Here is a 19,700-nt window from a genome sequence, read left to right as displayed (position 1 = left end):
GAGGGGATGCCAATGGTTCGTTCTTCTCTACGAGACGCTACGCGATCGCCATCAGGTTGTTAACTAACTGAAACTACCAGGGGCTTTCTCCCGTTTCCGGGCTATTGTCATCACTAAAAAACTTTCCTGTCGGTCCGTTGCTGTCAATTAGAGCGTATTTCACTAAACGCGCGCCAGCCTCCTTCAAGGTTCCCGTTCCGCTATGCTGGTTGAAATCTGTGGCAGTAAATCCGGGATCGACAACATTAACTTTAAACGGTGTATCTCGCAATTCGTAAGCCAAGACAATAGTGTACATATTAAGTGCCGCTTTTGATGAGTTATAAACAGCCGCTTTAACGTTGTAATACTTCCAAGTAGGATCGTTGTGCAGAGTAAGCGAAGCCAAGCCTGAAGTTACGTTCACGATGCGAGGCTCAAGCGACTTTTGCAGCAAATCCATGAAAGCCTGGGTAACGCTAACTACGCCAAACATATTAGTATCAAACACCTGCTTAAAAACAGCTATATCTGTACTTGTTGTTTGAGTCATACCACCGAGGATACCAGCATTATTGATCAGCACATCCAACACTTCGGTTTTTTTGCCTATTTCGACACGGGCTGCCTTTACCGATTCATCATCGCTGACATCTATTTGGATGGCTTCCACATCGGTTAATCCTTCGGCTTTAAGCTTTTCGACAGCTTCTAGTCCATTCTCTAAATTGCGGCTGCCTAAATAAATGTAATATCCCTTTTGCAACAGTTGACGGGCGGTTTCAAAACCAATACTTTTATTGGCTCCTGTTATTAGTGCTGTGTTCATTTTTATTGTTCTCCCTATATTTAATCAGAAATTGAAAAGAACTTTTAACCCCTCTTTAAGTGATGCAGGTTTTCGCCCAAGTAGGTTTTCCATGTCGGGGCTGACTTCTTCTTCCTGTCCGTTCTTGATATCCGTTAGAAAACCCACGATCTTCTGAACCACAGTTTCCGTTGTGCCACGTTCTTCCATTTGCGTCTTAAATACCGATTTCTCAGCAGGTGTATAACCTACCGCCTTACCTGATAAATCAGCAAGAGTAGCCGCAACATCGTCAAAGGAATAGGACTCACTTCCGGTGAGTTTGTAGATGCGGTTATCGCCACTGCTCTCTAACAGTGCATTGGCGATCGCTTCTCCCATTTCGCTTCTCAGGGCAAAGGGTACTCGTCCGTCACCAGTTGGTAAGTTAATTCCCGTATCAAAAACTCCTTCCCCTACAAACAGAGGAATGGTGTCCATATACAAGGCATTGCGAAAGAGAACATAGTTCAACCCACTCGCTTTGATACAATCTTCTGTCTGAAAATGTCTCACCATCAACTTGTTTGCCAAAGTGTTTGGATCTTTCAAATTCCGGCTGGTGTAAGTAATATATTTAACTCTCGCCTTTTTTGCGGCATCTACGACATTTTTGTGTTGCTGAAGGCATTTTTCCTCATCTGTTCCGGCGATCAGTAAGACCTTTTCAATGCCCTGCATGGCTTTGTCGAGTGAATTCGTATCATCGTAGTTGCCTACACGGATATCTACCCCTTTTTCTTTCCAGACAGAGGCTTTACTTTCATCACGCACAAATGCAGCAATTTGGTTGGCGGATGTGTTTTCCAGTAGATTTTGGACTACTGCTGTACCCAACTGTCCGGTGGCTCCTGTTACCAAGATCATGGTTTTATCCTTTTTTGGTTGAATTTTGATTTGTGCAGTAGCGAGGAACGAGCGTAGGCTGTCGGTTGCAGCGCCTTGTTGGGCTATGGTTGGTAAATTGCCATTGCCGCGCCCATTTCAAAACTATGTCCCAATTTGCAAAACAATTTTGCCGCGCGCTCGCCCGCTTTGAGAAAGTTGATGCGCCTTTTTTACTTCCGCAAGCGGCAGAACCGTTTCGATGTGTATTTTCAATTTGCCTTCTTCAATCAAACGGTTAATTTCGGCTAGTTGCCCCGCGTTCGGCTTACAAAAGACAAACGCGGCTTCTACGCCCGATTCGCGTGCTTTTTCTTCAGACGGAGTCTGCGCCGACGTTACCAGAAAGCCGTCCTTTTTCAGAGTTTGGAAGGCTCGTTCCTGGGTATCGCCGCCGACCGTATCGAAAACAACATCAACGTCCTTGACGACTTCTTCAAAGGGTTGCTGCGTGTAATCGATGAATTCATCTGCGCCCAAATCGCGGACGTACTGTTCGTTTTTGCTCGAAGCCGTGCCGATAACGATCGCGCCTTTTGCTTTAGCCAATTGAACCGCCATCGAGCCTACTCCGCCCGACGCTCCGGTGATCAAGATTCTTTGTCCGCTACTCAGATTTGCTAAATCGAACATCGCTTGCCACGCAGTCAACGCGCCGATGGAAATCGCCGCCGCTTCTTCAAAATTTAGGCTTTCCGGTTTGAGCGCGATCGCATCTGCTTTGGCGATCGCGTATTCGGCATAACCACCAGAGAAGCCCCCGGACACGGTCATCCCATAAACCGCATCGCCCTGCTGGAAATTTGTAACCTCAACGCCAACCTCTTCAATAGTTCCGGCGATGTCGCCGCCAAGAATGAGCGGAAGTTTGAGTCCGAAGTTTTCGCCCATCCCATCGCGGATTTTCCAATCCGAGGGGTTGACCGCCGCGACGTGAACTTTCACCAGAACTTCGTCTGCTTTTGGCTCTGGACGTTCGACATCGGTGTAATTTACAGCAGTTCTCAGTTGGGTGAAACATAGCAACAGCAATGGGTGAACCAGCCAATAATGTCTTGGAGTGTCACCGCAGCGAGAGCATCGGTAATTGCTTGGTCTAACTGAGCATAGGTTCGTGCCGCTCTGGCACGCAGAAACTCTTTGACTTTTGACCAACAGTTTTCAATTGGTGAAAAATCTGGCGAATAGGGGGATAAATAAATGACTGTTGCGCCTACCGATTCAATTGCCTCACGGATACCATTAACTTTGTGGGCGGGCAAATTATCCATAACTACACACGCGCCTGTCCAGAGATTAGGCACTAATACCTGAGTCACATAGGTCTTGAATGCTAGAGCATCAGTTGCACCGGGAAAAGTAATTTCACCTACCAGCCCCCGTAGCGCCATTGCACCAATCAATGTTACATTTTGTCCGCGCCCGTAAGGAGCGTGGTTATAGGCGCGGCTGCCTCGGACAGAACGGGCATAACGCCGTGTCATTGCTAAGTTGGAGCCTGTCTCATCTACAAACACCAAATCCTCCAAGTTGACTGCTTCAATTTCATGCCAATATTCTACCCGCAACTGTTGTACTCGTTCGCTGTCTCGCTCCGTTGCGCGCAGAGTTTTTTTTTCTGGTAAGTTTGAGCTTTTGGACGTATCGTCCCATCGTAGCTCGACTGATCCTTACTCCAACACGTTGCTCCAGTTGGTCGCATAACTCTACCAAAATGGCATCATTATTTTCGTCTACTAAATCAGCTACTACCGCCTCTTGTTCGGGGCTAAGTTTAGCTACTTGACCTCCTCCATGCGCTCTGGGTTCAACGGTTCCATCGGTGCGATAACGCTTTAATAAATTCTCAATAAATGTCAAACTGACCCGAAACCTTCTTGCCAACTGCCTCTGGGAACTCTCTTTTTGGTTATACGCATCAACTATTTTCTGACGCAGGTCTGTAGAGTATGCTTTCATTTGTCTTCCATTCCAGTTTCATCTTTAACTGTATCTTGCTCAATCAAGAACTGCTGTAAAACGTCCTCATTGCCGTAGGTGTGAATGACAATTGCTTTCATTTTTCTCCTATATTTTATTCAATCGGTATGACAAAATTATTTCAGTAGTACCGGAAGCGCAAGCGGGGCGCGAAGACCATGATGCGGGATTTCTGGCACGATCACACCTGGCTCAAGACGCATAGAGGGGAAACGAATTGCAGTACGAGAAATCGCCTCACGCAATTGCAGACGGGCAAGCAACGGTCCAACGCAATAGTGAGCGCCGTAGCCGAACGTCAAATGCTGGCGGGCATTCGCGCGTGGACACTGGAGCGTTTCCGGCGCGTCGAATAGGGCAGGATCGCGGTTCGCCGCCGCATAAGACACCCAAACTGTCCCGCCCTGGGGAATGGGAACACCGCCGATAATGGTATCTACGGTGGCACGTCGGTATAAGCCCATCACTGATGTGTCGTGGCGCAAGAGTTCATCAGTGAGATTTTCGGCATCTAAAGTTCCCGCTCCGACGGCTTCCCAGTAGTCACGCCGATGCAAAAGCGAGTGGAACGCATTGGCGATCGTATTGATGGTGGTTTCGTGTCCAGCAAAGAAAACGATGGCAATATCCGCGACTAACTCATCCTCTGACAAATCGTTTTCCCCAGCAGCGCGACTGGCGACCAAGGCAGAAATCAAACCTTCGTCTGGCATTGCAGCTTTAAGAGCGATTGTTTCGCGAACGTAGTTGTCTAACGCCCGCAAACCTTGTGCTGCACCGACTTGCACCTCAACAGGTAAGCCGGGTGTCTGGAATGCAATTAGCGCGTCTGACCAACTACTCAACTTCTCGGCATCCGCAAGTGGAACACCCAGTAGTCGGCAAATTGTTCGGACTGGAAGCGGCTTGCACAAGGTTAGGAGTAGGTCAGTTCGATCGCCTGATGCCGCGATCGCATCAAGCAAGTCTTCGACATCTGCTATCACCGTTGGGGCGAGGGACCCAATGCGCTTGGGAGAGAACGCCGCCATGAGTGGTTCACGTAAGCGGGTGTGGAGTGGCTTGTCCACATTGATCAGGTTGTAGGCAAACAGTGGTGACGTGAGTGAATAGATGGCGAGGGCTTCGGGCGCGAGATGAACTCCCGCGCTAAATGCCTCGGACGACGCGAAGGTCACAGCATCACCCAAAACGTCATGCACTTCCTGCCACCGCGTCACGGCGTAAACATTAAGTGCAGGTAGGAAGGTCACGGGAGCCTCAGCGCGCATCTGCGCCAGGAGCGTGAATCGGTCGGCGGTAAATCGCGGGTTACTTGGGTCAAACTGTTCGGCGGCGGTGGGGTTTGGCATCAGGTTAGTAACCTTTTTACAAAATATATTGACAGTATGTTGTCGATATAAAATCTAACGCATTGACAGTATGTTGTCAATGCTCGATTTGCATCTTCTGCGTAATGGCTTCCAAAAGTGCTACAGCATGAGCGATTTGTTCTGCGTCAAAGTCTGCGGCGATCACATTTGTCCACTGCCATTCGCGTTCTAACGCATCGTGATACTTTGCCTTGCCTGCTTCCGTGAGCAGCAAGTGCATCGCTCGCGCGTCTCCGAGATTTTCGGCGAACTCAACCAGACCATCTCTTGCCATGTCGTCAGCGAGCCGTTGTACGGCTTGCCGTGTTAAGCCCATATGCCGCGCCAATTCGCTTACCGTGACGCGCTTTTCAAGGGCGAATAACTCACTGAGCAGTTGCCATCGAGTATTAGTTATTCCCGTACCCCGCATCAGGCGTGTTCCTGATTTTTGCACCGTTGCGTTCATCCGGATTACGGCGCGAATCAGGTCGGTTAAAGCGTTTGACGCGGGCGTTTTGTTTTTATGGTAAAAAGGCACGTTCTTGTTTCCCGCAATTTGGTATTGGCAAGCAGAGCTTCTACCTTCTTAATACAACGGAACGCCGCGCCTTGTCATGAGATTGTGACTCTACCAGGTAGCCCCGATAGAGGCTTGCCACAGCCCGGTCGATCTACTTCAAGGCAACGAGAATGACGCTAACAAACAGTCCTGCTAAGAAAAAGTAGCTGCCGCTAACTAAACCATAAACCAGAGGGCGGGGAATGTTAGGATTGATCCCAGTGTTAACCGTTGTGGAAGTCAAGTACCCAATCCCAACGATGGCACCAAAGATCAGTCCGTCGGCAACGGACTCAATTTTAAATGCACAGATCAGAATCGCACTGGCAATTGTTGTGACTAGACCACAAACGAAAGGACCTACGATGAAGATGGGAGCAGGCGGAGTGGGCTGCTCATCTTGCTTTCCCAAAGCGATCGCATAGACTTTTGGGAAAAGCACACCAAACCACAAAATACCCAAGACAGAGAGTGCCACCGTGCCAGCCGCTATAGCAATCCAGTTTAGCTCCGAAAGTACATTGAACATATATGTTATCCTCCTTGTTTTTTGGTAAGTTTCTTTGACCAAGAATGTTAACAAAGTTATATTAAATATGTTAACAATGATAACACTAGAAGTAAAGGATACAGTCGGAGAATTATTGGTAGATTTTGAAGGAAGTAGAGATGCCCACAGAAAAACAGCACCAGAACCGCAGTTGTATTTTGGATGTGACCGAGTCTCTTTTGAGAAGCATTGGCCGCGATGCAATTACGATTCGAGCAGTGGCCGATGAAGCCAAGGTACAACTACCAACCATCTACAGACTATTTGGTGACAAGGTGGGGTTGCTCGATGCTGTGGCGGAACGGGGGTTCACTCGGTATATGGCGATCGATCCCGAACACAGGGAGACACTGGAGCCTATAGAGCAGTTGCGCCATGGCTGGGACATCCACGTACGATTTGGGCTGGAAAATCCTGAACTTTATGACCTGATGTATGCCAACCCTTATTCCCGCAAGGTTACGCCCGCCGCTCAGATCGCGTTGGATGGTTTGACTGCTTTGATTGGGCGACTAGCGGCTTCGGGATCTCTCAAGGTCAGCCAGGAAGAGGCGACGTTTGTCGCCTTTTCTTCTGCATCAGGAGTCGTTCTGTCGACATACTTCTTGCCTGGGGTTCTTCACGACCCTTCCTATTTGGAGAACATCAGGGAGTCGATGATCTCGTCGATCGCAATTAAAGTAAATTGCCACGATGGTGGGCTAATTGCTAATGCGGCAACAACATTAGGAGGTAACCTAGATCAGCTCAAAGTCCTCTCCCCAAATGAGCAGAATCTTCTTCACGAATGGTTGAATCGCATTCTTGCATCGTCCAGGAATAGTTCTTTTTCGGCATGACCAGTCACAGAAATATGTCATGCTCTATCTAAACGGGTAGACCCGGCGGATCATCTTTTTTGTGGGTCGAGACTTGGAAGTATTTTGTTCCATTGGTTCTGGTGCTATCCCTCTTCTGTCAGACTCTGAAAACTTTGGTTATTTCTGAATCTTAGAAGCCTTCTACAGAAGGCGATCGCACTTGGTCATATTTTCCTACTAACAGTTTATGGTTTAGAGAAAGCGATCGCACTTGTCCAATTTTCCTATTACCTGTATTCATTTTTATTCAACTTGTTTAGGGCAGACTTCAAATTCAGAAAGCGCACGAACGAAACAGACATTAAACTCAAAGAAGAAATTAGCCTGTCCCAGAATCAAAGGCACATCGGTTGCTTGCGTCCAGGCAAATCCTAGGCTAACTATTGGGAACAAACCAACTTGAGCATCAACAATGACTGCGCGAGCTTCAAAGCGAGCCAAGTTTCCTGTCAATAGAACCGAGATTGTCTCATTCTCCCAGATTAAACCAAGTTGTAGACCCAACTGGTATGGCAAAACATTAACGCTTGAGCCTGTATCTAATAAGCCTTCGGCGTTGAGGGATTGATTATTAAAACTGAGCGTCAAAGGCAGGTAGGGCATTTGATCCGCCAGTCCAAGGCTGCTATAATAATTTTGTAGGGGAATTTTTGAGCATCAATTATTCTGTTCTTGTCGTTTTGTCGCCAGAAGATCCATTAAAACATTGGCGGCATCAGAGCAATTATAGGGCGACCAGACAGGATATTCTTGATTGGCAACCAATAAGGTAGTTGCATCTTTTTCTTTGACAAGTTCTATTGCCAGAAACCGCATTAGCCGAAGCTTATCAATTTTTGAAAGCTCCTGGATTTGTGACATGAGTTCAGCCAATGGCATTTAAAAATCTCCTTGTCTGAGGTTCAATGAAAAGATTGGAAATGCTGGCTTGTCGCCTAAGAGTGCGATCGCTAACAATTTATTCTACCAATTGCCTGAAGGGTTGATACAGGAACTTTCTAATTCCTGTATCGGCAATTTTTACCCTAAGAGCTAAGAGATAAAGTTGGCGATCGCACCTTGGGGCAATTTTTCTCACTAACATTTTATGGTTTAGAGAAGGCGATCGCGCATTATCACAATCCCAAATTGGCTTTTGTTTCTTTGCGAAGTCTTTTTGAGTTGTGCTAGGGATGATTGTTTGGATTTTCGACAACCAAACCCTCAATTGAAGCTGCAATGTTCAACTCCTTATCTGCGGATACAAAAATTATGGGAGCGGCGTTATAGGTGATACAAAGCATATTTAAGGCACAACCTGCGGCTAACTGAATTGCATCATAGCCTCGTAAACCGTGCTTTTGGGCTAAGGTCATTCCATCATTAATAATACTCTCTGTAATTTCAATAATTTGATACTCTGTCTGTAAATCACTTTTTAGTTGATTAAACACTTTTGTTGCATCAGTAGCACTAATACTTCCACCCCGCGATCGCCGTGCGATCGCAGCAATAATTTCTACTCCTGAAACGGCGGCGATAAAAACTTCATTCCCAAAGGCAGGATCGAATAATTCTAAAACCCAAACTGAGCCAATTTCACTGATGTATCGCTTGACTAAAGCACTACTATCTATAAAGTAAACTGTCATTTAGCAGCGTTCTTCAATAATTGTTTCAGAAATTGGTTTACCTTGAACTTCAATAGGTTGCCGTACTATTGGATGATTAGAGCTTTTCTTAATTTGCTGTACTAATCCAGAATTTACTAATGCTTGATGGAAATCAACTTGTTTGGCTGTGTGTTCTTTGTTGGTAAGGCGTTCTTGAACAGCGTAATTAAGCTGTTGTAACTCTACTGGTTCAAGAAATTGGAGTTTGTCGAGCATTTGGCTCAGAATTGTCTGAGACATCAGTTTTGACCTAAAGTTAGAGTTTTTCTGATATCTATCTTACACAATTTTGCTTTGGACACTCATAAATACTGCCTTTACAGAAAACGATCGCGCCAACGGTTTATGGTTTAGAGAAAGCGATCGCACCAGGGGCAATTTTTTCTACTAACAGTTTATGGTTTAGACAAAGTGATCGCACTATGGGCAATTTTTCTTACTAACAGTTTATGTGTTGGGGAGAGCGATCGCACCTTGGGGCAACTTTTTTACTAATAGTTTATGGTTTAGACAAAGCGATCGCGCCAAGGGCAAATTTTGCTTTGATTCTTGCGCCGTATAAAAGCAAGTCCAACAGATAACCTAAAATATACAGCCAAAGCCTTAGTTAGTTGTATGCAAGGAAGTTTAAGGTAGTGGATTACATCCCAATTACAGTACCTCGTCACATCTCTTTTCCTCACTCACTGTTGTTTTGAAGTTTTATTGTACTATTTTTAGGCAATTCAGGACGTTTAAGTAGGGATGGTACTATCTTACTATCCTTCCCAATATCCCGTTTCAACCTTATTTCTAAATAAAAACCATCATTTTCAATATTAAATTCATCTAGCTTCATCCCCAATTGTTGGACGGCTAATTGAAATGCTTTTTCATTTGATGGATTGATACAAAGTAAGCCTGGAGTCTGGGATTTCACCATAATTTGTATGTTATTCGCCAATCGATCAACTTTATTGAGTTTGCTTTTGCCCACGATCAAACCTCCAATAACAGTCAAGCTAATGCACTCTAGAGTTTAATGTATAGTACAAGTATATTTGTTTACAGAGTCATTTTAAAGTGAGGTGTTAAGTTCCAGGAATCCAGGATGTCCCGGCTAGCGGCAGCTTCGCCATTGCTGCCGCTTCAATAGTTAAAGCTACTAAGTCCTCTCTTTCCAAATGATGGACGTTTTGCTTACCACAAGCACGAGCAATTGTAGTTAATTCCATGTTTAGGGTTTGCAGGTAGTTTTTGACTCTTTTTGTTCCTACTTCAACTTCTAGCCGTTTTTCTAATATCGGATCTTGAGTGGTTACGCCTACGGGACACTTCCCTGTATGGCAGTGGTGACAAGTTCCTGGTGCAGTACCGAGGGCGGCGTAGTCTTCAAGGGCGGAATAATGGGTGTCATTTTGAACGTAGGTTTGGCTGTTGCAACCTAACGCTATTAAAATACCTTGACCTATAGATACCGCATCTGCGCCTAATGCGATCGCTTTTGCCACATCTGCACCAGTACGAACCCCACCAGAAACGATTAATTGCACTTTCCCCTTCATATCTAAGTCTTCTAAAGCTTCTACGGCTTGACGCACGGCGGCTAAGGTGGGGATGCCTACGTGTTCGATAAATACGGTTTGCGTGGCGGCTGTTCCTCCTTGCATTCCATCAACTACAATTACATCTGCGCCTGCGTGGACGGCTAATTTGACATCGTTAAATGTCCGCGAAGCTCCAACTTTAACAAAAATTGGTTTTTCCCAGTCGGTTAGTTCTCGCAATTGCTGAATTTTGATTGTGAGATCGTCTGAACCCGTCCAATCGGGATGGCGACAGGCGGAACGCTGATCCACTCCTTCGGGTAATGTCCGCATTTGGGCAACTCGTGGATTGATTTTTTGTCCTAATAACATTCCACCACCGCCGGGTTTTGCCCCTTGTCCGATGACTATTTCGATCGCATCAGCCGATCGCAAATCGTCAGGATTGAAGCCGTAGCGCGACGGCAAGCACTGGTAAATCAATGTTTTTGATGACTTTCTTTCTTCTTGAGTCATCCCGCCGTCCCCTGTGGTTGTCGATGTCCCCATTTGGGTTGCGGCTTGTCCTAAAGCTTCTTTAACGTTGGCAGAAAGAGAGCCAAAACTCATTCCGGCGATGGTGATGGGAATTTCTAATTCTATGGGTTTGGTGGCGTAGCGCGTCCCTAAAACGGTTTTGGTAGAACATTTTTCTCGATAACCTTCTAAGGGGTAGCGAGATAAAGATGCACCCAAAAATACTAAGTCGTCAAAGTGGGGTAATTTACGTTTTGCACCTAATCCGCGTATTTCATAGAGTCCGTGTGCGGCGGCATTTTGAATATAGTTAAGGATAGTGCGATCGTATCCCCAGGATTGTTCGTTAGAAATAGGTTGATTAGGGTTCATGATTAATTGTTAGATTTAATTTTTGGCTCGGATACAAATTGAATTAATGACAACTTAGATATTTAAGATTTTGATAAACCAAAATCTTTTAAGTGACAAAACTTTTCTGATATACATCCATTTTGACATTGTGGAATACTGTTTTTCTTTCATACTTCATATGTAATTTTTCTAGAACTCTGACTGATGCTACATTGGAAGGCTCAACTATTCCAAGAATGTAGGGAAGTTGGAATTTTTTAAATCCACATTCTAAAGCTGCTGATGCTGCTTCAGTTCCAAAGCCTTTACCCCAAAATTTAGAGTCGAATCTATAGCCAATCTCTCGTTCATCCTGATAATCAATTGTTTCCACTGCTATCCCGCAATAACCTATTAACTCGCTATTTTCTTTTAAAATAACAGCCCATTTTCCAAAACCATACTTTTTATAAGAAGTAATAAAGCTTTCTACTTTCTCTTGAGTTTGTGACCTTGAGAGAATACCTGTTGGTGAAAATTTCATTACTTTTGAATTAGCAAGTATAGATACAAGTTTTTGAGTATCTTCTTGTTTAAACTCTCTCAAAATCAGTCGTTGTGTTTCTAACAACATAAGCCTGAATTCAGCACTAATTTTTGCTATAAGTTAATATTCTTGGTTTGCGTCTGCATTCCAGTGATAAAGCTGCTTTGCGGATGCTACTTTTTTGAACTCTTTGGGATGATGGGGTAAATTTGCTTTACCGAGTAATTCCCCTACTGTGAGATAATCGGCTTCTAACATTGGTTCAATTTGAGCATCTGCGCCTAAAGATTTGATGTTTCCTCGGACATAAATTATTGCTTCGTAAAGGGAATCGCCTAACGCATCTCCCGCATCTCCACAAACTACAATCCTTCCCGCTTGCGCCATAAATGCAGAGAAACTGCCGACATTTCCACCGACAACAATATTTCCACCTTTAAGAGAAATACCGCAGCGCAAACCTGCATTACCATCAATAATTAGTAATCCGCCATGCGCTGAAGAACCCGCAGAAACTGACGCAAAGCCTTTGACATGGACTCGTCCAGACATCATGTTTTCGGCTACTCCTGTTCCGGCGTTACCTGTAATAGTTACGTTGGCTAGTTTGTTCATGCTGGCGGCGTAATAACCTGTATGTCCGATAATTTCTATGTCAACAGGTGCATTTAAACCAATAGCGATGTTGTGTGCGCCATCGGAATTAATGATTTTTATGGGAGTTGGATTATCTAATAAATCGTGATGCAGATGTTGATTGACTTCTCGCAAAGAAGTTTTAGCAAGATCGAAAATTATGCTGTCCATACATACATCTCCTCTGGTACGGGTTCGTAAATATGGGCGTGTTTTACATCGGGTAAATGAGCAAGAGAGCGAAACTCAGATGCGATCGCAACATAATCATCGGTTTCCGCTACTACCGCAGGTTTGCAACCAAAAGCATCTCTTACTAATGCTAGTTTATCTTCCGTACCCATTAAAAATGTATAAAATCCGTCTAATTCTTCAAAACCTTTATTTATAGCTGCTTCTAAGTTGTCTCCTTCTTGCATTCGCCATTCCAAAAACCGACAAGCGGCTTCGGTATCGTTATCGGTTTCAAACTTAATTCCGCGTGGTTCGAGTTTGCGGCGAATTTCGTTAGGATTAGATAGAGATCCGTTGTGTACTAAACAAAAGTCTTCTCCCGCCGTGAAAGGATGTGCGCGATCGGGTGTAACGGCTGATTCTGTCGCCATTCGCGTATGTCCGACTAAATGAGAACCTTTGAGAGATTGAAAGTTGTAGCGATGAGCAACTTCTGTAGGTGTGCCAATATCTTTGTATAGGTCGATGGCGCGTCCCGTTGAAAGTATATGTAACTGCGGGTAATTTTGTTTTATCCATGACTTTACAATCTCTGGGGAAAGTTCAGAAGTTAGTACAGCGCGATCGCCCACTGGTAAAGTTAAATTAGCCTCAATACCAAAATGTGTTTGATAAGCTGGCGCTAATCCATCCCAATTAAAAGCACTTCCAGAATACAAACTATACTTACGATCCTTGTCTGCTAAGGGTTCTGTAAATACTGCAAGTCCCGCCGAATCCGATCCGCGATCGCTCATTCCGATCAACATCGGCAACATTAATTTGCCTAAATCTTCCCGTAAATGGGGTTTTTTAACCAATAATCCAACAATTCCACACATTTTTAGAAAAACTCCAAATACTTTTTGATTTCCCACTCGGAAACATGGCGCATATATTCCACCCATTCCATGCGCTTAAGGCTAATAAATTCCTCGGCGAGTACCCCCAAAGCGCCTGTTATTACTTCGTCTGCTTCTAAAGCATCCAGCGCTTCAGAGAGACTTTGAGGTAAAGTTTGGATGCCTTTATCTTTGATTTCTTGCGCGGAAAAGTCGTACAAATTAGTGTTGTAAGGTTCGCCTGGTTCTAACTCTTTTTTGATGCCATCTAAGCCTGCTGCGATCGCCGCCGCCGTCGCTAAATAAGGATTGCACGATCCATCAGCTAAACGTAACTCTAAGCGTCCTCCGGGGATTCTCACCATGCTGGAGCGATTGTTATCTCCATAAGTTATGTAAGCAGGGGCCCAAGTTGCACCGCTTAAACTTCTCCCTACTACCAAACGTTTGTAGGAATTGATTGTAGGAGCGCAAATTGCTGTCAAAGCTGGGGCATGAGCTAGTAATCCGCCCATGAAATGATAGGCTAGTTTTGATAATCCTAGGTTTCTTGTGTCGGAATCATCGGCAAATATATTACTTTTGCCATCAGAGATTGACATATGTATGTGCATTCCGTTACCGGAACGATTAGCAAAAGGTTTAGGCATAAAAGAGCAAACTAAACCCATTTCTTTCGCTATTTCTGAAGCTGCCATTTTAAAGAAAATGTAGCGATCGCACGATGTCAAACCATCAGTATAGGTATAGTTAATTTCAAACTGTCCGTTAGCGTCTTCATGGTCGATTTGATAAACGTCAAACTCCGCCGCTTGTAAGGAGTCTACCAGTTTTTCAATAAACGCCCGACTGCGCGAAAGTCCTTTGTAGTCGTAACAAGGTTTTTCTAAATTATCTGTGCGATCGCATGGGTAAATCTTCCCATGTCTATCTTGATAAAGTAAGGAAAATTCTGGTTCTAATCCCGTGTACAAAGTCCAACCTTTTTGTTTTAACCTTTCCAACTGCTGCATCAATATAAAGCGAGAATCGTAAGGGTAAGGTTGTCCTTTAACATTACCAACGCAGACTACACGGGCAAAACCAGGCATCCAGGGGACTAATGATAGGGTTGTTGAATCCCCTACCGCCATAAAATCCGGGCTATTTGGCTGCATTCCCAGTCCCCAAACCGCAAAACCTGCAAAACCTGCACCGGGATGAAGGATATCGTCAAAATGCGATGCTGGTACGGCTTTTGTTTTGGCTGCGCCGTGAATATCGACAAATTGCGCCAGGACAAACTTTACTTTGTTTTCGGCTAAAAATTGTTTGGCTTGTTCTGGTGTCATGAATTATTATCCTTTTTTGTGAATGTTTCAAGCGCGATCGCACTTCCATCTAATTCAAATGCGATCGCATTTAAGGTTTCCCATAAATACACCCCAAATGAACAATCACACCAAATTTTGTAAAATGGTTGTTCCTGCAAAACTCCAGGAATTACCGTTACATTTACCCCCGCCATTGAAGTTAAAATTACTGGATTTTCAGTTATTGATAGCGATTGAAAGTTAAAACTACTTGTTTGTAACAGTAATTCGTTTACCTTTGTCCCCATAAGAGCGAGCGCTAAGTCGTAACGTAAAACTGGGTAAACCCTAGCAGGAGGAGATTTACAAGCTTTTATTAACTGGGGTGAAATCGTTCGATCTTCAATCACAAATTCATTAACACCCAAACGAGCGATAATTCCGCCTTTTGAGAGAAAAGACCAACTATTCGGGCGATCGGGTACAGCTATTGATTGCGTAGCCAACCAAGTTTCTGCACCCGTACCTTTAACTCCAAATCGAGGAATAGAAGTTAAATCGGCAATTTCTAAGCCTGTTAAGTTTGATTTGTGAGAATCAACTATAAGATCGCTCATAGAAGTATTCATACACCTACCTCCTGACGTTGGATTGTTTCTTTTTGACGCAGATTATCGGGATCGTAAAATGGAGTAGGACATATAGTTGCAGATATAAATGTGCGATCGCTTAACCTAATTGAAAACTCTCCTTTATCTACAAGTTCGGGTGTGACGTAAGCTAAACCAATGTATCGTTGCAAAGTTGGACTAAAAGTAATACTTGTAACTCGTCCAGCTATATCACCAGTCTCAATAATTAAATGGCATTCTTGCGGCGGTGTAACGATGTCAGCTTCTAACATAAAGCCGATAAGTTGATGTTCTACCGGACGTTTGGCTACTATCTGTAAGCTACGTTGACCGATAAAAAAGGGTTTATCCATTTTTACCGCCCAATTTAGATTTGCTTCAATGGGCGTTGTCAAACCATCTGTATCTTGACCGATAATTAAATGACCTTTTTCTAGCCTTAATATTCTTTGCGCTTCTACGCCAAAAGCATTGATTTGATAGTCTTTTCCCGCTTCTAATAACGTATCCCAAAGTCTCGGCGCAAATTCTGCGGCGATGTGAATCTCATAACTCCATTCACCAACAAAACCAACGCGCATTAATAACGCTCGAATGTCTGCAATTTCCGTTTCGCGGACTGCTAAATAAGGAAAAGCTGTACTCGAAAGATCGATATTAGTTAATTTAGCTAAGACTTCCGGCGCATAACATCCTGCTAGATTAATTGCCGATCGCGCTCCTGTTAGATTAACAATCCCACAATCTAATTGCCACATTGTCAGCAACCGCGACAATTCCCGGTATATCTGCGTTGCGCCAGAGGTTGTAGTTGTAAAGTAAAAATGCTCTGTTCCTAATCTTGCAACTACTCCATCATCAACAATTACCCCCGTTTCATCTAACATTAGGGCGTAACGAGTAGTACCAACTTTCATATTACTGTAACGTCCGGTGTAGACTCTTTCTAGAAACTCCGCCGCATCCGCACCTCTAATTTCAAGTTTACCTAAAGTACCAACATCAATTATGCCAACACGATCGCGCACTGTTGCAACTTCTAACTCAATACACTCTTTTCTACTTTTCCCCTTTTGAACATAATACTCTGGTCTACTCCACATTCCCGCCGACATAAAACACGCGCCCATCTCTGCATGACGGCTGTGTAAAGGTGTTTGTCTAAAAGGTGTGAAACCTTTTCCGGCTAAGTGCGACATCGGTACAGGATGAAAAAATGGTCTAGCGGTAGTTGTTCCTACTTCTCTCGGTGATTTCCCAGTAATTTTTGCCAAAATTCGCAAAGCATTCATATTAGAATGTTTACCTTGACTTGGGCCCATTCCCACCGTTGTATAGCGTTTTAATAATTCAATGTTGTCAAATCCTTCTTGAATAGCGTTGATAAAATCTTTGTATTGCAAGTCTTCGTCAAAGTCTACAAAATCCTTACCTTTTGGATGCGGTGCGATCGCCCAATTGTAAGAAGGTGACTCTATTTCTGGAGCAACATTAATCTCTAATTTATCCCCTAATCCTAAGTAATTAGCGGCTTCTAACCCTGCTCTTTTACCATCAAGTAGTTTTTGTTCAAAATCAAACACCCCATTTACCCGCCCGCAAGCGAACACTCCCGGTGGCAAGGTTTCGGGGACAAATTGCTGCAAAAAGTCATCAAAGCGCATTTTAGTACCCGCTTGATAAAGTAAGTTGGCAGCAGATGCCCAACCTACACTCATAACAATGCCATCACAAGCAATTTTTTCAGTGATTTTTTGATTATCAATAGGAGTAATCACAGCACTTGCAACGCCATCTCCTACAGTGTTTGGCTTTGCCTCATAGATGCAATAACCGGGGTAAATGGGGATAGAAAGCGATCGCACTTTCTCAACCATCTCATTTACTGACGGATCTTTTCTTAAATCCACCACTGCCATTACTTTTACATCATGGGCGACTAAATCTAAAACTGCCTGATATCCATCCTTATTTGCGACTAAAGCGATCGCCCGATTCATCGGCTTAACACCATAGCGATAAATCAATCTCTGCGCGGCTGATGCTAACATTACTCCTGGTAAATCGTTGTTGCGAAATACTGCTGGCTGTTCGTAAGCGCCTGTAGCCGCAATTACAACTTTTGCCCGCATTTTAGATAAATAATTGTCATTAACTAAAGGTATCCAGTTGTCTGCGTAATATCCCGCCGCTTGGGTTGCTGTATATATTCTAATTTTGGGATGATTGAAGACGTTGCACCGCAAAGTCTCTACAATTTGGGCATTTTCATCAACAATTACGACATCTGCACCGGATTCTGCGGCGGCTAATGCTGCTGATATTCCCGAAACTCCCGCACCTATTACCAATACATCGCAAAAATCATAACGTTTTGAGGTGCGAATGTGAGGCGTATTTGGATCTAACTTGCCTAAACCGCTAATGTTGCGAATAGTGCGTTCCCAGAAAGGAAATAGCTTTTTATTGTGAAAAGCTTTGTAGTAAAATCCTACAGGAAGAAAAGCTGAGAAAAAGTTGATAATGCTGGCGCGATCGCTTTCTACTCCACCAAAAGTATTTACAGCTTCTAAAATCATTCCCGGCTGTAATAATGTGACATCTCCTCGCACATTCAGCTTTTGTCCATCTTGCATCAAAGCATTAATATCATGGTTTGCCATGCTCAAAATTCCGCGCGGACGATGGTATTTAAAGCTGCGTCCAAGTATACGTTGTCCTGATGCCCACAACGCACTTGCTATAGTGTCGCCTTCATAACCCCAATAACGCCTACCTTCAAAAGTAAAATCTATACGATGTCTGCGATTTATCCATTCCCCATTTACCGGAGATAGCCGATTACTCATACAACCCCCTGATATAAATAAGTATTGATAATTTCATCTGTTTGCGTGTTTCTTTCTGCAATAAACCAAGTATTGCTAGGAGTATGACACCACCATTCTTTTTTTATCCCCGCTTTACCATTGCGATTAAACACATAATCCGCCCAAGTTGCATCATCTGTTGTTTGCGGATTGGGCATTATCCGCACTTCTCCACTACAAACAAACTCAGATACAGGTCTAGCACCATTAATCGGACAAGTTATAATTTTCATTTAATGACCTACCGAAGCCGCGCCTTTTTCACCTACCAAGGCGTGATTAACAAACCGAGAAGGGGAAAAATCTGTAATTAAGTCATGATTGCGATCGCCCGCCATTGTATAAGCCATAGTCTTACCGCATACGGGAGTTGCTTTAAAGCCCCAAGTTCCCCAACCTGCATCTAAATAAAACCCCTCAATATCTGTCTTACCCATAATTGGCGCAAAATCCGGTGTCATATCTGCCATTCCCGCCCATTGTCGTACTACCTTAACGTGGGAAAGCATCGGGAATAATTCCAACATATGCGCCGCCAATCCTTCAGTAAAATCAAAGGTAGAACGGGTAGAATGCAACTCGTAAGGATCTAAAGATGCACCCATAACTAACTCCCCTCTAGCGGTTTGACTAACATAAACGTGCAAACTACCAGAAACTATAATCGGATCTAACCAAGCTTTCATCGGTTCGCTAACCATTGCTTGCAAAGGATGAATAACTATAGGCGATCGCATTTCCACCATTTTCAACATCCGAGGCGTAGATCCAGCCACCGCACACAACACTTTAGGCGTAGAAATATCACCTTTTGAAGTCTTAACACCCGTAATTTTGCCGCCTTTAACCTCAATTCCCAATACTTCCGTCTGTTGATGAATCTCAACCCCGCGCAAGTCTGCACCGCGTCCATAACCCCAAGCCACTGCATCATGACGCGCAATACTTCCGGGTGCGTGGTACAAAGCGCCCAAAACCGGGACATTTCCACCACAACTTATATCCATATACGGACAAGCTTTTTTAACCTCTTGGGGACTAACCAACTCGCTATCAATCCCAAAATGCTTGTTTACTTCCGCCCGCCAACGCATTGTCCTTACCGATGCGTCCGTATGCGCCAGCGTAAAGTGTCCGCGCGTTGAGTAAAACAAATTTAAGTCAAAATCTTGCGCCAAATCTTGCCATAGTTTTACCGATTCGTCGTAAAACTTCACCCCTTCCGGCGTAAGGTAGTTAGAACGAATAATTGTTGTATTGCGCCCCGTATTTCCACCGCCAATGTAACCTTTTTCTAGTACCGCAACATTAGTTATCCCGTAATCTCTTGCTAAATAATAAGCCGCCGCCAGTCCATGAGCGCCACCGCCAATAATTACCGCATCGTAGCTAGATTTTAGGCGATCGCATTGCCGAAACATCCTCGGTTCTGGATACTTCTTACTCAGCGCAAATTTTAGCAAGCGTAACGGCATAAGTTAATTATAAGATTCTTTGTAGGAAACTTTATTTACTAATATGCACTTTTTAGTTATGACTGTCAATAAAACAGACAGGCAAAATAAATGGCAGATGCGACAGAAACTATAAGCGCTACTACAATAACTAGATATAGGTATCTCATAA

At 44.0% G+C, this 19,700-nt stretch carries 23 protein-coding genes; 1 reads left to right on the top strand and 22 read right to left on the bottom strand.

The features are described 5' to 3' along the window. Positions 1 to 73: 73 nt before the first annotated feature. From SYN7509_RS0218010 to SYN7509_RS0217970, 8 genes are all read right to left on the bottom strand, one after another. Positions 74 to 808, bottom strand: a complete 735-nt coding sequence (locus SYN7509_RS0218010) for an SDR family oxidoreductase (RefSeq protein WP_028954417.1) — start codon at positions 806 to 808, stop codon at positions 74 to 76. 24 nt (positions 809 to 832) lie between these two features. After that, positions 833 to 1,693: an SDR family oxidoreductase gene (locus SYN7509_RS0218005; protein ID WP_009629859.1), complete on the bottom strand. Its 861-nt coding sequence runs from the start codon at positions 1,691 to 1,693 to the stop codon at positions 833 to 835. A gap of 123 nt (positions 1,694 to 1,816) precedes the next feature. Continuing rightward, positions 1,817 to 2,737 carry an NADP-dependent oxidoreductase gene (locus SYN7509_RS0218000; RefSeq protein ID WP_432205688.1) on the bottom strand — a complete coding sequence of 307 codons (921 nt, stop codon included), beginning with the start codon at positions 2,735 to 2,737 and terminating at the stop codon, positions 1,817 to 1,819. Beyond that, positions 2,716 to 3,279 carry an IS630 family transposase gene (locus SYN7509_RS0217995; protein ID WP_038021010.1) on the bottom strand — a complete coding sequence of 188 codons (564 nt, stop codon included), beginning with the start codon at positions 3,277 to 3,279 and terminating at the stop codon, positions 2,716 to 2,718. Before SYN7509_RS0217995 ends, SYN7509_RS0218000 begins: the two co-directional genes overlap by 22 nt. Continuing rightward, positions 3,257 to 3,670: a helix-turn-helix domain-containing protein gene (locus tag SYN7509_RS26310; protein ID WP_051482582.1), complete on the bottom strand. Its 414-nt coding sequence runs from the start codon at positions 3,668 to 3,670 to the stop codon at positions 3,257 to 3,259. Before SYN7509_RS26310 ends, SYN7509_RS0217995 begins: the two co-directional genes overlap by 23 nt. A gap of 137 nt (positions 3,671 to 3,807) precedes the next feature. Continuing rightward, positions 3,808 to 5,043: a cytochrome P450 gene (locus tag SYN7509_RS26305; RefSeq protein ID WP_009630780.1), complete on the bottom strand. Its 1,236-nt coding sequence runs from the start codon at positions 5,041 to 5,043 to the stop codon at positions 3,808 to 3,810. Between the two features lie 76 nt (positions 5,044 to 5,119). Beyond that, a complete protein-coding gene (locus tag SYN7509_RS0217975) occupies positions 5,120 to 5,512 on the bottom strand; it encodes a MarR family winged helix-turn-helix transcriptional regulator (RefSeq protein ID WP_071994205.1) in 393 nt (130 codons plus the stop codon). Between the two features lie 205 nt (positions 5,513 to 5,717). Beyond that, the gene (locus tag SYN7509_RS0217970; RefSeq protein WP_009630778.1) at positions 5,718 to 6,134 is read right to left on the bottom strand and encodes a DUF1761 domain-containing protein; all 417 of its coding nucleotides are present in this window, start codon (positions 6,132 to 6,134) and stop codon (positions 5,718 to 5,720) included. Between the two features lie 140 nt (positions 6,135 to 6,274). Between SYN7509_RS0217970 and SYN7509_RS26300 the strand changes: the two genes are divergently transcribed. Further along, positions 6,275 to 6,994: a TetR/AcrR family transcriptional regulator gene (locus SYN7509_RS26300; RefSeq protein ID WP_009630777.1), complete on the top strand. Its 720-nt coding sequence runs from the start codon at positions 6,275 to 6,277 to the stop codon at positions 6,992 to 6,994. A gap of 264 nt (positions 6,995 to 7,258) precedes the next feature. On the opposite strand, the gene SYN7509_RS0217960 is transcribed toward SYN7509_RS26300, so the two are convergent. From SYN7509_RS0217960 to SYN7509_RS0217895, 14 genes are all read right to left on the bottom strand, one after another. Continuing rightward, positions 7,259 to 7,618, bottom strand: coding sequence for a pepsin/retropepsin-like aspartic protease family protein (locus tag SYN7509_RS0217960; RefSeq protein WP_009630776.1), 360 nt, complete (start codon positions 7,616 to 7,618; stop codon positions 7,259 to 7,261). A gap of 54 nt (positions 7,619 to 7,672) precedes the next feature. Then, complete coding sequence (locus SYN7509_RS0217955; RefSeq protein WP_009630775.1) at positions 7,673 to 7,894, bottom strand: hypothetical protein; 222 nt, start codon at positions 7,892 to 7,894, stop codon at positions 7,673 to 7,675. 287 nt (positions 7,895 to 8,181) lie between these two features. Next, a complete protein-coding gene (locus SYN7509_RS0217950) occupies positions 8,182 to 8,646 on the bottom strand; it encodes a type II toxin-antitoxin system VapC family toxin (protein WP_009630774.1) in 465 nt (154 codons plus the stop codon). Next, positions 8,647 to 8,907 carry a hypothetical protein gene (locus SYN7509_RS0217945; RefSeq protein WP_009630773.1) on the bottom strand — a complete coding sequence of 87 codons (261 nt, stop codon included), beginning with the start codon at positions 8,905 to 8,907 and terminating at the stop codon, positions 8,647 to 8,649. It lies immediately after the preceding gene. Between the two features lie 439 nt (positions 8,908 to 9,346). Further along, entirely contained in the window at positions 9,347 to 9,643 is a 297-nt protein-coding gene (locus tag SYN7509_RS0217940) for a hypothetical protein (protein ID WP_009630772.1), read from the bottom strand. Between the two features lie 94 nt (positions 9,644 to 9,737). Next, a complete protein-coding gene (locus tag SYN7509_RS0217935; protein ID WP_009630771.1) occupies positions 9,738 to 11,081 on the bottom strand; it encodes an FMN-binding glutamate synthase family protein in 1,344 nt (447 codons plus the stop codon). 88 nt (positions 11,082 to 11,169) lie between these two features. Beyond that, a complete protein-coding gene (locus tag SYN7509_RS0217930; RefSeq protein WP_009630770.1) occupies positions 11,170 to 11,676 on the bottom strand; it encodes a GNAT family N-acetyltransferase in 507 nt (168 codons plus the stop codon). 33 nt (positions 11,677 to 11,709) lie between these two features. Beyond that, positions 11,710 to 12,396, bottom strand: a complete 687-nt coding sequence (locus tag SYN7509_RS0217925; protein ID WP_009630769.1) for a GltB/FmdC/FwdC-like GXGXG domain-containing protein — start codon at positions 12,394 to 12,396, stop codon at positions 11,710 to 11,712. Beyond that, positions 12,384 to 13,280 (bottom strand): class II glutamine amidotransferase, encoded by an 897-nt coding sequence (locus tag SYN7509_RS0217920; RefSeq protein ID WP_009630768.1) that lies wholly within the window; start codon positions 13,278 to 13,280, stop codon positions 12,384 to 12,386. Before SYN7509_RS0217920 ends, SYN7509_RS0217925 begins: the two co-directional genes overlap by 13 nt. Before the next feature lie 2 nt (positions 13,281 to 13,282). Then, on the bottom strand, positions 13,283 to 14,611 hold the full coding sequence (gene glnT / locus SYN7509_RS0217915) for a type III glutamate--ammonia ligase (protein ID WP_009630767.1): 1,329 nt from the start codon (positions 14,609 to 14,611) through the stop codon (positions 13,283 to 13,285). Beyond that, the gene (locus tag SYN7509_RS0217910) at positions 14,608 to 15,201 is read right to left on the bottom strand and encodes a hypothetical protein (RefSeq protein ID WP_009630766.1); all 594 of its coding nucleotides are present in this window, start codon (positions 15,199 to 15,201) and stop codon (positions 14,608 to 14,610) included. Before SYN7509_RS0217910 ends, glnT begins: the two co-directional genes overlap by 4 nt. After that, on the bottom strand, positions 15,198 to 18,053 hold the full coding sequence (locus SYN7509_RS0217905) for a 2Fe-2S iron-sulfur cluster-binding protein (RefSeq protein WP_009630765.1): 2,856 nt from the start codon (positions 18,051 to 18,053) through the stop codon (positions 15,198 to 15,200). The genes SYN7509_RS0217910 and SYN7509_RS0217905 overlap by 4 nt, the downstream gene beginning before the upstream one ends. Continuing rightward, the gene (locus SYN7509_RS0217900; RefSeq protein WP_009630764.1) at positions 18,050 to 18,307 is read right to left on the bottom strand and encodes a sarcosine oxidase subunit delta; all 258 of its coding nucleotides are present in this window, start codon (positions 18,305 to 18,307) and stop codon (positions 18,050 to 18,052) included. Before SYN7509_RS0217900 ends, SYN7509_RS0217905 begins: the two co-directional genes overlap by 4 nt. After that, entirely contained in the window at positions 18,308 to 19,549 is a 1,242-nt protein-coding gene (locus SYN7509_RS0217895) for an FAD-dependent oxidoreductase (protein WP_009630763.1), read from the bottom strand. It lies immediately after the preceding gene. Between the last annotated feature and the right edge of the window lie 151 nt (positions 19,550 to 19,700).

The sequence above is a fragment of the Synechocystis sp. PCC 7509 genome (genome assembly GCF_000332075.2).
Taxonomy (GTDB): domain Bacteria; phylum Cyanobacteriota; class Cyanobacteriia; order Cyanobacteriales; family Chroococcidiopsidaceae; genus Aliterella.
The sequence above is the reverse complement of the archived record's forward strand: the minus strand, read 5'-3'. Positions and strand labels throughout refer to the sequence as shown.

Coding starts and splice junctions, on each gene's coding strand:
- SYN7509_RS0218010 (WP_028954417.1), bottom strand. CDS start 808: ATGAACACAGCACTAATAACAGGAGCCAATAAAAGTATTGGTTTTGAA.
- SYN7509_RS0218005 (WP_009629859.1), bottom strand. CDS start 1,693: ATGATCTTGGTAACAGGAGCCACCGGACAGTTGGGTACAGCAGTAGTC.
- SYN7509_RS26310 (WP_051482582.1), bottom strand. CDS start 3,670: ATGAAAGCATACTCTACAGACCTGCGTCAGAAAATAGTTGATGCGTAT.
- SYN7509_RS26305 (WP_009630780.1), bottom strand. CDS start 5,043: ATGCCAAACCCCACCGCCGCCGAACAGTTTGACCCAAGTAACCCGCGA.
- SYN7509_RS0217975 (WP_071994205.1), bottom strand. CDS start 5,512: ATGAACGCAACGGTGCAAAAATCAGGAACACGCCTGATGCGGGGTACG.
- SYN7509_RS0217970 (WP_009630778.1), bottom strand. CDS start 6,134: ATGTTCAATGTACTTTCGGAGCTAAACTGGATTGCTATAGCGGCTGGC.
- SYN7509_RS26300 (WP_009630777.1), top strand. CDS start 6,275: ATGCCCACAGAAAAACAGCACCAGAACCGCAGTTGTATTTTGGATGTG.
- SYN7509_RS0217960 (WP_009630776.1), bottom strand. CDS start 7,618: ATGCCCTACCTGCCTTTGACGCTCAGTTTTAATAATCAATCCCTCAAC.
- SYN7509_RS0217955 (WP_009630775.1), bottom strand. CDS start 7,894: ATGCCATTGGCTGAACTCATGTCACAAATCCAGGAGCTTTCAAAAATT.
- SYN7509_RS0217950 (WP_009630774.1), bottom strand. CDS start 8,646: ATGACAGTTTACTTTATAGATAGTAGTGCTTTAGTCAAGCGATACATC.
- SYN7509_RS0217945 (WP_009630773.1), bottom strand. CDS start 8,907: ATGTCTCAGACAATTCTGAGCCAAATGCTCGACAAACTCCAATTTCTT.
- SYN7509_RS0217935 (WP_009630771.1), bottom strand. CDS start 11,081: ATGAACCCTAATCAACCTATTTCTAACGAACAATCCTGGGGATACGAT.
- SYN7509_RS0217930 (WP_009630770.1), bottom strand. CDS start 11,676: ATGTTGTTAGAAACACAACGACTGATTTTGAGAGAGTTTAAACAAGAA.
- SYN7509_RS0217925 (WP_009630769.1), bottom strand. CDS start 12,396: ATGGACAGCATAATTTTCGATCTTGCTAAAACTTCTTTGCGAGAAGTC.
- SYN7509_RS0217920 (WP_009630768.1), bottom strand. CDS start 13,280: ATGTGTGGAATTGTTGGATTATTGGTTAAAAAACCCCATTTACGGGAA.
- glnT (WP_009630767.1), bottom strand. CDS start 14,611: ATGACACCAGAACAAGCCAAACAATTTTTAGCCGAAAACAAAGTAAAG.
- SYN7509_RS0217910 (WP_009630766.1), bottom strand. CDS start 15,201: ATGAATACTTCTATGAGCGATCTTATAGTTGATTCTCACAAATCAAAC.
- SYN7509_RS0217905 (WP_009630765.1), bottom strand. CDS start 18,053: ATGAGTAATCGGCTATCTCCGGTAAATGGGGAATGGATAAATCGCAGA.
- SYN7509_RS0217900 (WP_009630764.1), bottom strand. CDS start 18,307: ATGAAAATTATAACTTGTCCGATTAATGGTGCTAGACCTGTATCTGAG.
- SYN7509_RS0217895 (WP_009630763.1), bottom strand. CDS start 19,549: ATGCCGTTACGCTTGCTAAAATTTGCGCTGAGTAAGAAGTATCCAGAA.